Origin of the sequence: Mesobacillus jeotgali, from assembly GCF_031759225.1 — a bacterium.
In the GTDB taxonomy this organism is placed as follows: Bacteria; Bacillota; Bacilli; order Bacillales; family Cytobacillaceae; genus Mesobacillus; species Mesobacillus jeotgali_B.
Map to the genome: position 1 here is coordinate 430,628 of NZ_CP134494.1, position 13,888 is coordinate 444,515.

A 13,888-nucleotide genomic window follows, 5' to 3' on the forward strand; every position below is an offset into this window, starting at 1 on the left:
TCCCTAATTAAATTCCATTTTAATCTTACCACTCTATTTCTCGGAAAAAGTAGGCGTTTCTGTTAACAAATTTCAACGCATATAGTAGTCATACCATTTATCCCAATCCGAACCAAGGGAGTAGGTCACAGACTTGGACTCCAGCTTTGGACAGTCTTTGACGCAGCTGCCTCCGACAATGAACCTCAGAGATGGCTTCATTTTTAAAGTGGAAGAAATCCAGTCCTCCACCTTGCCAAGTGGATCGGGATTGGTCATCGATATGGCAACAACGCTGACGTCCTTCATTTTTATCAAATCTGCTAATCCCTCAAACGGCGTATTCGGGCCCAAGTAGATGACGTCATGGCCTTTCTTTTTTAAAAATAAACTAAAGACCATCAAGCCAATTTGATGCTGCTCTCCTTCTGGACAGAACGCCAGCACTTTCTGGAGTGCAGGATTGACAGGGAGAACCCTCAGGAATTGCGTGCAGCGGTTGATAATGAACTGTGAAGCAAAATGCTCTTGAGCTACGCTGATGGAACCATTCTCCCATTCATCGCCAATCTTATACAAAACCTGAACTAATATGTGGTGAAACACCTCTTCATAGTCGTACAGAGAAAAAGCAAGATCGGCAATTTGGTTTGCCTCCTGTGTATCAAGGTTGACCAGGCCTTCGTAAAGCTTTTCCTGCAGTTCGCCGTACTTGTTACTCTGTGATGGAGGCGGGGCAGGGGCCGGAGGGGATGACTGCAGCAGCCTGACTGCGTCACTGATCTTCATGTTCTTTTCGTGTACTTGGGCCTTGATCCACTTGAGTGTTTCCATATCCTTTTCGCTATATAAACGATGGCCGCCCTCGGTCCTGGTAGGGGCTACGACATTGTAGCGATTTTCCCATGCCCTGATCGTGACGGCGGGTATATCCAATTTTTCAGATACTTGTTTGATACTATACATTTCCTCACCTCCACTCTTCATTATAGATAAGTTATACAAAAATTACACAACTAAAATGCTGTTAAATCAACATTTAATTATTATTTTATAAAATGTTTGCTAAATTTGTATAGGTTTTGTATAATTAATCTCGAAAGGTTATACAAAAATTATACATTGGGTGGTGTCGTTATGAAAACTTTGAATTTGGTATCATTAGTATTGCTTATTGTCGGCGGTTTGAATTGGCTTTTAGTTGGTTTGTTTGAATGGGATTTGGTCGGCGGTCTCTTCGGCGGCATGGACAGTCCAATTGCTAAAGTGGTCTATATCCTTGTAGGGCTCGCTGCTATTTACAGCATCACGCTTTTATCAAAAGTGAATAAATAGGGGAAAGGGCGTACAGAAACTTATCTGTACGCCTTTTGCATGCATCTTGAATAAACGCCCCGATATCGCTATTCTATAAGAAGAATTCGTCAAAACAGGGGGATCCATCCATGGACAAAAAAGAAATTGAATATAAAATCGTCGAACTGAAGGACGAATATCTGCAGCTCCAGCATAATCTCGAAAAATTGGAATCTGTCAAAGGCAATCTGCATCCGCTGGAAAAGCGGCTGTCTGCCATTGAAGAGGAGCTAAGCTCTTTAAATACAATGCTGCGTGATTTGTAGGAAACAAGTCTATTCTGAAAAGGGGTCAGCCTTTCTTTTTCCCATAGGCCATAGCTTTAGGCACTTTTAATCAAACGTTTGATTAATAAGCCTTTTTCAATGAAAAGACTAGGAGAAGAGTGTAAAAAACAAAAGGCATGAGCCAGGTCATATCCCTGGCTCATGCCTATTAAAATCTTGAATCTATCAATTTACTTCTACTTTACGGCCTTCGCGAGCAGAGGTCCTGACTGCGTCCAATACTTTTTGGGTGGAATGCCCATGCTCGAAATCGGCGAGGTAGGGATGCTTGGTTCCGGAGACGAGCGTTTCATGGAGCGCATCCAAAGCTCTTTGGAAGCCGTTATAGTACCGTGCTGCGACTGGCGGCATAGTGGAAGGTGCTTCGAGATCGTCTGCCAGTTCGACTTCTTCAAGTGCTGAATTTCCTTCAGAAAGCAGGACTTTATTGTCATCCAGCATCACAAGTGTGCCTTCCGTTCCGTAAATCTCCAGACGCCATGTATGCTCCGTCTGCCGTGCGGCAGAAATTAATTCGAGCGTGACGGTTGCCCCGTTTTCCAGAGAACCGATTATCTGGAAAGCATCGTCGGCTGTCCGGTGTTCTGTGTTCCCGTTATCATCAGTCCGAGTAGGGATATGAATTGGCAGCTGGGCAAAAACTTCTTTAAAAGTGCTGTCCATCCACCAATGAAGAGCATCCGTCATATGGGAGCCGATTGCGCCAAGCATTCCGCCGCCCTTTTCTTCCTGTCCCAGCCAGCCGCGGGGTTTTGAAATAAGTCCGGTATAGCTGGCAAATGCGCATTGGTAACGGACATGTAAAATCTCCCCGAGCTTTCCGCTCTCAATGATTTCTTTTACCTTTGTCCGAGCAGGCAGGAAGCGGAATTCATGGTTGATCAGCCCGAATTTCTTTGTCTTGTCCCGCTCTGTGATCATTTCTTCTGTTTCAGCGATATTCAAAGCCATTGGTTTTTCACAGACAACATGTACGCCCTTCTCGAAAGCGGCGGCAACCATTTCCTTATGTAAATGCACGGCAGAAGCAACGACCACTAAGTCGAGATTTTCCTGTTCAAGCATCTGGCGCCAGTCTGTATAAATGTTTTCAATTCCGCTGGCCTCCTGTGCTTCCTCAATATTTCCCCTTGAAACACTCGAGACTGCCACAACCTCGAATCCATCATGGTGATCCATCATTGGTGAATGTACCTTTGCGCCAAAACCGGTGCCGATTATACCCACTCTAAACCTTTCCAAAAATACCACCCCTGTCCAGAGTTTAATTTAATAGTAAATCCGCGAGGGAGGAATGTAAATCAATATAGTATAATGATGGAAAAACAATTTGAGGCGGGAGTCGCAATGAATATTGGGGATTTATTGTTTCAGCTTATTTTTTTTATTTTACTAATCGGTATTTTCGCTGCAGTTTTTTACGTTGTCACATCACTTATCAAAAAGAAACCTGACAATTCTAAGAGCGTAGAACAAAAGCTGGACCGAATAATTGAGCTGCTTGAAAAGAACAATAAAGAGTAAAACAAGTCGCTTGCTACATGCTATAATAGGAACTTAGGTTTATACGAAATACACATCATTGCACGGATGCCTGAAAAGCCTCCGCCTGGCGATTATATATGGAGGACTGAAAGATGAATAAGCGATGGACGATCGAAAAAATCAAAGAGTTTGTGGAGAAAAATTCAGAGAGTAAGCTGTTGACGACAGAGTACCAAGGTTTTTCGCAAAAATTACTTTTCAAATGTGAATGCGGCAACAACTTCGAAAAAACTTTCAAGAAATTCAAGGACAATCATCAGCGCAAATGCGAAGTGTGCCAGCCGCCGAAAGCTTCGCGGTAGCGCGAGCCGGTGTACGGCGATCGAGGCGGCTTTTTTCAATAGGAAACAATCAAAAGAAGCGTTAATCTTTAGGAGGATTCACGCTTCTTTTTGTTGAAGTAAAACAAAGATCATCTTTCAGGAGCAACGAGAATGAAGAGATATATGCTGAAAAAGAATTTCAGGGGTTTGAAGAAAGGAACACAATTCTATTTGATTGTTGAGTCAGAATTCATCGGTGTTAGAGAGTATGTGCTGCGAACGAAGGACTTGTCGACCAGGATTGCGATCAGCGAGAGTGAACTGCGCGTGAATTTTATTTTATTGAATTAGGGAGGGAAATTCTATTGCAGTTCACATCGATAGTCGTCTTTGCGATAGTCTGGGGCGGTTTGATGATCTATTTCCTGACACCTTTTCACGGTAAAATTGTTAGAAACCCTCATGACAGGTTCACCAAAGCATTACAGGTAAGCCTGGCCAGGCTGATTTTGCATAAAAAAGCCATTCTTGCTTTCCTATTATTATTGGTTACATTAATGAGCATAAGGTCATATGTTATTTCGGCTGAGGAGTATGACAGGCTCCACGCCATTAATAGGGAAACAGGAGATCCTATCTTTTATATGAGCGGTGTGGTCGTGTATTTCGCAATATTGTACCTCTTTTTAGCGGTAAGATGGGCTCTGAAATCTTCGAAGTGAATGGAGAGAATGGTTGTGAAGGAGACTATTTTAAAATCCCTGGCAAAAATAGAAGAAGATTTCGATGTAAAAATCCTATATGCGGTCGAATCCGGCAGCAGGGCATGGGGGTTTCCGTCGAAGGACAGCGATTATGACGTCCGTTTCATCTATGTACATAAGAAAGAAGATTATCTGACGATCGACCAGATGGGAATTGGCAAGAAAAGAGATGTGATCGAACTGCCGCTTAATGATTTGCTTGATATAACTGGCTGGGAATTGACCAAGGCTTTGAAGTTATTCCGAAAATCGAACCCGCCGCTGATGGAATGGCTCCGTTCGCAGATTGTATACTACCAGGCTTTCTCGACCATTGACCAGATGAAGGATCTCAGCAAACAGGTTTTCGCTCCGCACTCCTGTCTGCATCATTATTTGAATATGGCGAGCAATAACTTCAGGAAATGCTTGCAGGAAGGTCCAATCAAGATTAAGAACTATATCAATGTGCTAAGGCCGATCCTGGCTGCTAAATGGATCGAGAAATACAATGAGTTTCCGCCGCTGGAGTTTCCGAAGCTATTGGAGGACTTGCTGCCGGAAGGTGAATTGAAGAGGGAGGTCCACACTTTGTTGAAAAAGAAAATCAGCGGGGATGAGCTGGACTATGAACCGAAAATTGAAGTCATCAACCAATTCCTGAACGCGGATATCGTACGCCTGAAAGAATATACATCAACAATAAATGTGGATTTGCCGGATTTTACACCTCAGCTGGACCAGCTGTTTAGGAATACTTTAGAAGAAGTTTGGAATGAAAGAATTTGATAAGGGGGGACATCAATATGGCAAAGGAAAATAAAGAGCTGACAAGCGAACAGCAGAAGGAACTACTTGGAACTTTGATAGCCCGTTTTGAGAAAAATATGAACAGACATGAAGGACTTGATTGGGCTGACGTGGTAGCAAAGCTCGAAAACAATCCTGATAAATTATGGTCGCTCAATGAAATGGAGGCAACCGGAGGAGAGCCAGACGTTGTTGGCTTTGATTCAGAGACCGGTGAATATATTTTTTATGATTGTGCGGCGGAAAGCCCTAAAGGCCGCAGAAGTGTTTGTTACGACCGTGAAGCACTGGAGTCAAGGAAGAAACACAAGCCAGAAAATAGCGTGATGGATATGGCGAATGCAATGGGCATTGAGCTTTTAACGGAGGAACAGTATCGCGAGCTGCAGGAACTTGGGAAGTTCGATTTGAAGACGTCGAGCTGGGTGCAAACTCCTGAGAATATTAGAAAGCTTGGTGGCGCGCTATTTTGTGACCGCCGTTATGATACTGTTTTTGTCTACCATAACGGAGCCGATTCCTATTATGCAGCAAGAGGTTTCCGGGGCGCGCTGAGGGTCTGAAACTGTAAAAATATATAATTTAATAAAATCTGCCTATTGTTAATCCAATATGGTATACTGACTTTAAACCTTTTAAGCTTTAGATCTTTTTACATTACCGGTTCCATCTCCCTGCTCAAATCTTGAGCAGGGTTTTTTTATTGAGAATTAAATTAGGGAATATAAAAAAAACAGGCTCTATAGAGAGCCTGTTTTAAATAATCGATTTAAGATTAAGCTTTTTGAACGTTAGCAGCTTGAGCTCCACGAGCACCTTGCTCAACGTCAAAAGTAACTTTTTGACCTTCGTCTAAAGATTTGAAACCTTCACTTTGGATAGCAGAGAAGTGTACGAATACGTCGTCTCCACCTTCGCGCTCGATGAATCCGAAGCCTTTTTCTGCATTAAACCATTTAACTGTACCTTGTTCCATTTTTGTTGCCTCCTAGTGCGCTATCGCACAACGTATTACTATCCTTGCCCAAAGTGATCATCAAGACGAAAAGTTGATACTTATACTATCCTTTACACCGAACAAAAATAATTCTTATTCATCATAACAAGAAACGTAAGATAAAGCAAATCGACACGACGGTAACTAAAATTATCTTTCTGTGTTTTACCTATCCTCCTCTCGGGAAGATGAAACTATTAGTTGATATTGATAGGAGGACTCGGAAATGGCTAAAACGATTTTTATTACGGGTGCAGGCAGCGGGCTTGGTCGTGGGGCTTCTCTTGGGCTTGCGAAGAAGGGGCACCGGGTGATTGCGACGACTGAGCTGACTTCCCAGAAGACGGATCTGATGCGGGAGGCGGAGGAGCAGGGTCTTGATATGGAAGTGTTCAAGCTTGATATAACAAATGAACGGGATCGTGAACAAATTCAAAAGTATGATTTTGATGTGTTTGTTGCCAATGCGGCGATCAATGAAGGCGGGCCGCTGGCTGAGGTGCCGATGGACCGGATCCGCGCGCTATTCGAAGTGAATGTTTTCTCTACTTTGGAAACTGTGCAAATCGCAGCACGGAAGCTAGTGGAAAAAGGAAGCGGAAAAATCATCTTCATGAGCTCGATGGCAGGTATTTCAGCAACACCATATGTTGGGCCATATACGGCAACGAAGCATGCAATCGAGGGAATCGCCCAAACAATGAAGTCGGAGCTGGAAAAGCACAATGTAAAAGTAGCGACGATCAACCCGGGAGCTTTCGAAACGGGCTTCAACAAGCGGGCGGCTGAGGAAAAGTGGAAGTGGTACGATGAAGAGAAGAATTTTACCCGCAAAGAGGATATGGAAAAGCAGGAAGAGGCATTGAAGGACCAGTTTGATCCTAAGGATATGATTGCGAAAATGGTAGAAATCATTCCTGCCGACCAACATAAATTCCGCACGGTTTATCCTGAGGAGACGGAAAAGCAGCTCAAAAAGACACAAGAGAAAAGATGGACTATGGAGATATAAGCGGATATAGCCAAGAAACTGGCCGGATCCCATTGAGGATTCGGCCGCGGAATACATATTAATCGGTCGAGATAAAAGCATCGATTCCCTTGCTTTCGATCTCCCGTAAGCGAGCTTCGGCATTTTTACGGTCCGAAAAAGCTCCAGCTTGTACACGGTACCAGGTCTCGCCGGAAATCTCCGATGCAGCAATGAAGCTTTCAAATCCTTTTGAATCAAGGTCTGCTACTCGTTCCTCGGCATTCGCTCTTTGCTTGAAAGAACCTGCGATGACTTTAAATAGCGCTCCGCGATCAGATGATTCCCCGCCAGTTGGCGTATTTTTTGCTGCAAGGTTGAACGCTTTTGCAATGCCATTCGCATGTCCCTGGGCTACATTCAGCCTCCAGGACTCCTGCTTCATAAGAGCTGCGTCCTGAGCATTGTCGATAAAACCGTTCTCGGAAAGCATGGCATCCATCGTCGATTCGCGCAGCACATGGAAATCGGCTTTTTTCTTGCCCCGGTTATTAAGCTGGTTCAGCTTCATCACTTCAGTGTGGATGATGTCCCGGTATCTCGCGGTTGCTGAATTATCGGAAAGTCCGCTGTAGATATAATCCTCATATCCACTGGCAGAGCCGTTAAAGGAATTGATGTGGATTGACAGGTAAAAGTCAGCGCCCCAGGTGTTGGCCTCATTTGTCCGCTGGTCGAGGCTTTTCGTCACATCACTAGTCCTGCTCATCCTGACATCGATATTTTCATAGTTGTTTTCCAGAATGGTACGGAGTTTAAGCGCTATATCGAGAGTCAAATCCTTTTCCCGAAGACCATTTCCCTGTGCTCCAGGATCCGAGCCGCCATGGCCTGGATCTAAATAAAGTTTCATATAACCTCCTCCTTTTACTTGGTCCTTATAGACTATGTGAAAAAAATGAATTGGTAAGGGTGCATGTCTCGGCTGGGAAAAGTTAACTCCATTTTGACGGAACATTTTTTGAGTTGGACCGTAAAAGAAATAAGACTATATATGAGGTGGAAGGATGGAAACGAAAATACAGACATCACAAAATGTAGAAATAGAGAGGACCCCCGAAGCAGATTTCAAAAAGATCTTGAATATCATCGGGATATTCATCTTTGCCGGACTGGCGCTGACCAGTGTCACCAACCCGATGCCAGCAAAATATCTCAAGGAATATCTGCTGTTCATCGGAGGAAGTGCCTTGATTTATTACTTTTTGCTGAACATCTATTTTATCGGTGATACATGGCGGAAAGTGTTTTATGCAAGCCTGAGCGTACTCGGAATCGGAAGCCTGTTTATGGCGATTTATCTGTTTATTTATTCGACGCATTAGGGGTATGGAGTAGATTTCCAAGAAAAGGTAAATTGTACAATTAATCGTGTTGAGTGCGCAATTATGGCTAATGAGTACGCAATTATCATAAAAGGTTGTGCAATTAATCTGTTTGACCGTGCAATTATTATAGAAGGTTGTGCAATTAATCGGTATAACCGCGCAATTAACATATAAGAACGTGAAGTAAGGTTCAACCAGACATTTATCTGAATAAATTTCAGTGCCGTTAATCATCTTATATTCAACAGAAACTCCCTGCACCAAGGGAGTTTTTATTTTGCGAAAAAGTACTGGTTTAGTCGCTCGAAAATTAGTTCAGAATATTCATAATATATTTACTTCGATAAATTTTGAAAGCGTTACCATTACCTTGAGGCTAGTAGAGACGCGGTTTTTCACTGTTCACATAATCATGTAACATCCTTGAAACAATCCTGGATGTTTGTTAGGTTAAATAACCGTAAGCCCCATAAGGGCAGGAAAAACTTGGACGACATAATTAACATAAGAATTTTTCTATGTGGTTTGGCTTGAATGCTATTATTCATAACTACTTTTTTAAAAAAAGAGTTTTGGCCGCTCTTTTCGTGTTGCTTCCTTATCAGGAGAGCCTTAGGTATCGTAATAATTTAAATATACGAAAAGAGCTTTAACCACTATGTTAATTATTTCGTTTAGGGAAAACGAAAAGGAGAGATTTGGTGTCTTTTGAAGTATTAATTTCTTTGGCAATTTATTTTATTGCAATGATCCTGATTGGATTGTATGCATACCGCAAAACGTCTGACCTATCAGACTATATGCTTGGCGGTCGTGGTCTTGGACCTTCGGTAACGGCTCTATCAGCTGGTGCGTCTGACATGAGTGGCTGGATGCTGATGGGCTTGCCTGGCGCAATGTACACATCAGGTATTTCCAGTGCCTGGATCGCAATTGGATTATCGATTGGTGCCTATTTGAACTACCTCATCTTAGCTCCAAGACTTCGAACGTATACGGAGTTGGCCAATGATTCAATCACAATCCCCGATTTCCTTGAAAACCGCTTTTCAGATACGACGAAAATCCTTAAGTCTGTATCTGCAGTCGTTATTATCATTTTCTTCACGCTGTATACTTCAGCGGGTCTAGTTTCAGGCGGTACTTTGTTTGAGTCGGCATTCGGGCTTGATTATCGTATGGGCTTGTTCGTGACAGCTGGTGTTGTTATCGTTTATACACTGTTCGGTGGTTTCCTTGCTGTTAGTTTGACTGACTTTGTTCAAGGTATCATCATGTTCCTTGCGCTTGTCTTGGTGCCGGTGGTTGCTTTTACAGAGCTTGGCGGACCAACAAATGTCATGGATACAGTAAGTGCAATCGATCCAACAATGATGGATCTTTTTAAAGGTACGACATTCCTTGGAATTGTTTCGCTATTGGCATGGGGCCTTGGTTACTTTGGCCAGCCGCATATCATCGTGCGCTTTATGGCGATCAAATCAATGGATGAGCTTAAGCCTGCGCGCAGAATCGCAATGACTTGGATGATTGTATCCATCATTGGTGCTTTGGCAGTCGGTCTTGTCGGGATTGCTTATGTGCAAGTGAACAATGTAACTCTTGAAAATCCAGAAACAGTATTCATCATGTTTGCGAATATCTTGTTCAATCCTTATATCACTGGATTCCTGCTTGCTGCGATTTTGGCCGCGATCATGAGTACAATTTCTTCACAGCTGCTTGTTACTTCAAGTGCGTTGACGGAGGACTTTTACAAAGCGTTCTTCCGCCGTGAAGCAAGTGACAAAGAATTGGTATTCGTCGGCCGTGCAGCCGTATTGCTTGTCGCATTGGTAGGTATCGCACTTTCTTATACACCTAACGACACGATTCTTTCATTAGTCGGTAATGCATGGGCTGGATTTGGTGCCGCATTCGGACCAGTCATGCTTCTAAGCTTGTACTGGAAGCAGATGAACCGTTGGGGTGCGCTAGCAGGTATCGTCGTCGGTGCACTTACCGTCATCATCTGGATCAGCATCGATGGATTGTCAGCAATCCTGTATGAAATGGTCCCAGGATTCTTCTTGAGCTTGATTGCCGTCATTGTTGTAAGTAAAATCACAACCGGACCAGGCAAAGCGGTAAAAGAAGAGTTTAACGAAATGGAAAACATTATGTCTGAGTAAAATAAAAGAAAAGGGCTGCCGGTATTGCTGGCAGCCCTTTATTTGAATTTTTCCGGTTTCCTCACATAGCTTTCAATGATGAATCCACAGTCAGTACAAATAATGTGGAGAATCTCAGAGCCTAGGCTCATCACCTTATTCTCAGGACGCATAACAGCATATCCATCGTGTCTACCTTTTCCAATCTCTGTTCCGCCGCATTTAGGACACTCTTTCGCAAAGTTCATAGATATCATCCCTTTCAAAAAACGCTCATAGTGATTTTACGAATGGGGGTGCAGGAAGTTTCAAGAACTTGATCATGTGGTGGGTTGATTTGGAGACCCTATAAGCCCAAAACGAGTCTGGGAGCAGCAAAAGGTCATAAAGAAACATTCTATAAGCCCGAAACGAGGCTGGGAGCAGCAAAAGGTCATATATAAAAATTCAATAAGCCCAAAACGAGTCTGGGAGCAGTAAAAAGGTCATATAGAAACATTCTATAAGCCCAAAATGAGGCTGGGAGCAGCAAAAGGTCACATAGAACAATTCTATAAGCCCAAAACGAGTCTGGAAGCAGCAAAAGGTCATAAAGAAACATTCTATAAGCCCAAAATGAGGCTGGGAGCAGCAAAAGGTCACATAGAACAATTCTATAAGCCCAAAACGAGTCTGGAAGCAGCAAAAGGTCATATAGAAAAATTCTATAAGCCCAAAAAACGAGGCTCCGAAGCAAAAAAGGTCACATAGAAAAATTCTATAAACCCGAAACGTGTCTGGAAGCAGCAAAAGGTCATATAGAAAAATTCTATAAGCCCAAAACGAGGCTGGGAGCAGCAAAAGGTCATATAGAAAAATTCTATAAGCCCAAAACGTGTCTGGGAGCAGCAAAAGGTCATATAGAAAAATTCTATAAGCCCAAAACGAGGCTCCGAAGCAAAAAAGGTCACATAGAAAAATTCTATAAACCCAAAACGAGGCTGGGAGCAGCAAAAGGTCATATAGAACAATTCTATAAGCCCAAAACGAGTCTGGAAGCAGAAAAAGGTCCTATAGAAACATTCTATAAGCCCGAAACGATGCTCCGAAGCAAAAAAGGTCACAAAGAACAATTCTATAAGCCCAAAACGAGTCTGGAAGCAGCAAAAGGTCATATAGAAAAATTCTATAAACCCGAAACGAGCTAACTAGAAGGTTAAAGGTAATATAGGTGTTTTTTAAGGGTCAAAAAGAATATTTGAAGCAAGTGCCTAAGATGCATATGAAATCAGTCAATACAATCTGGGGATAAAACTGCAATGATGGAGAATACTACCTTTTGTAAAATACAGAGGTTAAACAGGCCTCTATTGGAAAAAGGAGTGTTTCTCATGATGAAGAAGTTTGCGGTGATGCTTTTGGCAGTGATGATGGTCATGTCAATTGCGAACCCTGGTTTTGCTGCTGGCAATCCAGGAAATAAAAAGGATATTGTCGATACGGCAGTAGCTGCAGGTAATTTTAAAATTCTCGCAGCTGCCCTCGAGAAAGCAGGTCTGGTTGAAACCTTGAAAGGCGAAGGGCCGTTCACCGTTTTCGCGCCGACAGATGAAGCGTTCAATAAGCTTTTGAAGGATCTAGGAATTACAGCTGATGAGTTGTTAGCAAGACAGGATCTGAAGGATATCCTGCTATACCATGTGCTTCCTGGCAAAGTTATGTCGGGTGATTTGAAGGAAGGCATGCAGGCACAGACACTTGCGAAGAAAAATGTAACGATCTCACTTGATCCTGTTCAAGTAAATGATGCCAATGTGACAACTCCTGACGTTGAGGCATCAAATGGTGTCATACACGTCATTGATAAAGTGTTGCTGCCAAAATAAGTGTGCATGACTGGATCCGATGAGGGTTCAGTCTTTTTTTGCAAGTTCACCTCCATAGACATACATTTTTAAAAGCGGTATAATTAATTCGGATTTCGAAATATATTGTACAACTTAGAAGGTGGATGTATGCAGAAAGAAAAATTATGGACGAAGGATTTCATTTCGGTTTCACTTGTGAATTTCGTGATGATGCTTTCTATGTATCTATTGATTGTAACGATGGCTTCCTATGCTACCGATGCTTATGATGCGTCAACGAGCATGGCTGGTCTTGCCTCGAGCATTTTCATTATCGGCGTTCTTTTTGCCAGATTGTATGGAGGCAAAGAGGTTGCGAGGATCGGCAGCAAAAAGATGTTGATCGGCGGGATATTGTTTTTCGTTTTGATTACTGCACTTTATCTGGTCCCCTCCAATATTTATGTCTTGCTAGTTGTCCGTTTTCTCCACGGTGTCGGGATTGGGTTTGCGTCCACCGCCACGGGAACGATTGTGGCGCAGGTGGTTCCTGCCAGCAGGAAAGGGGAAGGAATCAGCTATTTCAGCTTGAGTGTGATTTTATCGACGGCAATTGGTCCGCTGATCGGTCTGCCGATGATCAGCCAATTTGGCTACGAAAGTATGTTCATTTTTTCTCTCATAGTTGGGATGCTTTGTTTGCCGATTGCTTTCATGGTAAAAGAACCTGTTGTGGATAGTAGTGCAGAAGGTGCCCACAGCGGTGGATTCAGTTTGGCGAGGTACCTGGAGCCCAATGCATTGCCGGTTTCGATCGTTATGTTCGTCATTGCGCTCGCATATTCCGGGACTCTTTCCTTTATCGCGTCATTTGCGAAAGAAGCTAATCTGACAGAGGCAGGAAGCATGTACTTCTTTGTTTACGCAATGGCCGTCTTATTTTCACGTCCGTTCACGGGGAAATTGATGGATGCAAAAGGAGCGAATTTCGTTGCTTATCCGGCCATGATTGCTTTTGCGTTAGGGATGTTGGTCTTGAGCCAGGCGACTTCAGGCGCTGTGTTCCTGCTTGCTGCTGCGCTCATCGGGTTAGGATACGGGAACTTTCAATCTGTCGCCCAGACAGTCGCTATCAAAATGACACCGCCGCATCGCATGGGCCTGGCCACCTCGACCTTCTTCATCATGATGGATATCGGAATAGGCGTCGGTCCGTTCCTGCTTGGATACATGGTGCCAGACTACGGATATCGCGGGCTGTACATGGCAATGGTGCCGCTGATCATCGTCGGAGTTTTTATCTACTATACTCTTCATGGAAAAAAAGAAAAAGCCCTTATGCAGAATGCGTAAACAAAAACCTCGCGGGAATTTGGCGAGGTTTTTGTATATGGTCGAAATGACGGCGCATGGATTCCAGTTATGGAAGCCTCGTTTTTTAGGTCATGCGTCATTATGTGTCTCCATAAAGGTGATGGGAACCGCATTTTTCAAAACATGCGTCATAATGTGTCCCCATAAGGCCGATGGATAACGCATTTTTCAGAGCACGCGCGAAAAAGTGTCTCCATAAG

At 43.3% G+C, this 13,888-nt stretch carries 18 protein-coding genes; 13 read left to right on the forward strand and 5 right to left on the reverse strand.

The features are described 5' to 3' along the window. Window positions 1-72 precede the first annotated feature (72 nt). On the reverse strand, window positions 73-945 hold the full coding sequence (locus RH061_RS02185) for a MerR family transcriptional regulator (protein ID WP_311073585.1): 873 nt from the start codon (window positions 943-945) through the stop codon (window positions 73-75). A 171-nt stretch (window positions 946-1,116) separates the two neighbouring features. Here RH061_RS02185 and RH061_RS02190 point away from each other — a divergent pair, with 171 nt between their 5' ends. Together RH061_RS02190 and RH061_RS02195 are read left to right on the forward strand one after the other, a co-directional pair. Next, window positions 1,117-1,314, forward strand: a complete 198-nt coding sequence (locus tag RH061_RS02190) for a DUF378 domain-containing protein (RefSeq protein ID WP_023626156.1) — start codon at window positions 1,117-1,119, stop codon at window positions 1,312-1,314. 110 nt (window positions 1,315-1,424) lie between these two features. Next, a complete protein-coding gene (locus tag RH061_RS02195; RefSeq protein WP_311073587.1) occupies window positions 1,425-1,601 on the forward strand; it encodes an SE1832 family protein in 177 nt (58 codons plus the stop codon). 186 nt (window positions 1,602-1,787) lie between these two features. On the opposite strand, the gene RH061_RS02200 is transcribed toward RH061_RS02195, so the two are convergent. Then, a complete protein-coding gene (locus RH061_RS02200) occupies window positions 1,788-2,864 on the reverse strand; it encodes a Gfo/Idh/MocA family protein (protein ID WP_311073588.1) in 1,077 nt (358 codons plus the stop codon). 105 nt (window positions 2,865-2,969) lie between these two features. On the opposite strand from RH061_RS02200, the gene RH061_RS02205 reads away from it, so the two are divergent. The 6 genes from RH061_RS02205 (at window position 2,970) to RH061_RS02230 (ending at window position 5,546) form a co-directional block, all read left to right on the forward strand. Further along, on the forward strand, window positions 2,970-3,146 hold the full coding sequence (locus tag RH061_RS02205) for a DUF4083 family protein (RefSeq protein WP_311073589.1): 177 nt from the start codon (window positions 2,970-2,972) through the stop codon (window positions 3,144-3,146). Between the two features lie 113 nt (window positions 3,147-3,259). Further along, on the forward strand, window positions 3,260-3,469 hold the full coding sequence (locus RH061_RS02210; RefSeq protein ID WP_311073590.1) for a hypothetical protein: 210 nt from the start codon (window positions 3,260-3,262) through the stop codon (window positions 3,467-3,469). Window positions 3,470-3,601: 132 nt separating this feature from the next. After that, a complete protein-coding gene (locus RH061_RS02215) occupies window positions 3,602-3,781 on the forward strand; it encodes a hypothetical protein (protein WP_311073591.1) in 180 nt (59 codons plus the stop codon). A 14-nt stretch (window positions 3,782-3,795) separates the two neighbouring features. Next, complete coding sequence (locus tag RH061_RS02220) at window positions 3,796-4,152, forward strand: hypothetical protein (protein WP_311073593.1); 357 nt, start codon at window positions 3,796-3,798, stop codon at window positions 4,150-4,152. Window positions 4,153-4,167: 15 nt separating this feature from the next. Then, a complete protein-coding gene (locus RH061_RS02225; RefSeq protein ID WP_311073594.1) occupies window positions 4,168-4,962 on the forward strand; it encodes a nucleotidyltransferase domain-containing protein in 795 nt (264 codons plus the stop codon). 17 nt (window positions 4,963-4,979) lie between these two features. Continuing rightward, on the forward strand, window positions 4,980-5,546 hold the full coding sequence (locus RH061_RS02230; RefSeq protein WP_311073596.1) for a DUF4256 domain-containing protein: 567 nt from the start codon (window positions 4,980-4,982) through the stop codon (window positions 5,544-5,546). A 212-nt stretch (window positions 5,547-5,758) separates the two neighbouring features. Here RH061_RS02230 and cspC read toward each other — a convergent pair whose 3' ends face one another. After that, entirely contained in the window at window positions 5,759-5,959 is a 201-nt protein-coding gene (cspC, locus tag RH061_RS02235) for a cold shock protein CspC (RefSeq protein WP_044394619.1), read from the reverse strand. A 247-nt stretch (window positions 5,960-6,206) separates the two neighbouring features. Here cspC and RH061_RS02240 point away from each other — a divergent pair, with 247 nt between their 5' ends. Further along, a complete protein-coding gene (locus tag RH061_RS02240; RefSeq protein WP_311073605.1) occupies window positions 6,207-6,992 on the forward strand; it encodes an SDR family oxidoreductase in 786 nt (261 codons plus the stop codon). A gap of 58 nt (window positions 6,993-7,050) precedes the next feature. Here the strand turns inward: RH061_RS02240 and RH061_RS02245 are convergent, their stop codons facing one another. After that, window positions 7,051-7,863, reverse strand: coding sequence for an N-acetylmuramoyl-L-alanine amidase (locus RH061_RS02245; RefSeq protein WP_311073607.1), 813 nt, complete (start codon window positions 7,861-7,863; stop codon window positions 7,051-7,053). A gap of 154 nt (window positions 7,864-8,017) precedes the next feature. Between RH061_RS02245 and RH061_RS02250 the strand changes: the two genes are divergently transcribed. Then, window positions 8,018-8,335 carry a hypothetical protein gene (locus RH061_RS02250; protein WP_311073609.1) on the forward strand — a complete coding sequence of 106 codons (318 nt, stop codon included), beginning with the start codon at window positions 8,018-8,020 and terminating at the stop codon, window positions 8,333-8,335. A gap of 704 nt (window positions 8,336-9,039) precedes the next feature. Continuing rightward, a complete protein-coding gene (putP, locus tag RH061_RS02255; protein WP_311073610.1) occupies window positions 9,040-10,509 on the forward strand; it encodes a sodium/proline symporter PutP in 1,470 nt (489 codons plus the stop codon). 38 nt (window positions 10,510-10,547) lie between these two features. Here the strand turns inward: putP and RH061_RS02260 are convergent, their stop codons facing one another. Then, complete coding sequence (locus tag RH061_RS02260) at window positions 10,548-10,736, reverse strand: transcription initiation factor TFIIIB (RefSeq protein ID WP_311073611.1); 189 nt, start codon at window positions 10,734-10,736, stop codon at window positions 10,548-10,550. Between the two features lie 1,122 nt (window positions 10,737-11,858). Between RH061_RS02260 and RH061_RS02265 the strand changes: the two genes are divergently transcribed. Next, window positions 11,859-12,353: a fasciclin domain-containing protein gene (locus RH061_RS02265; protein WP_311073613.1), complete on the forward strand. Its 495-nt coding sequence runs from the start codon at window positions 11,859-11,861 to the stop codon at window positions 12,351-12,353. A 129-nt stretch (window positions 12,354-12,482) separates the two neighbouring features. Further along, on the forward strand, window positions 12,483-13,667 hold the full coding sequence (locus tag RH061_RS02270; RefSeq protein ID WP_311073614.1) for an MFS transporter: 1,185 nt from the start codon (window positions 12,483-12,485) through the stop codon (window positions 13,665-13,667). Window positions 13,668-13,888: the final 221 nt, after the last annotated feature.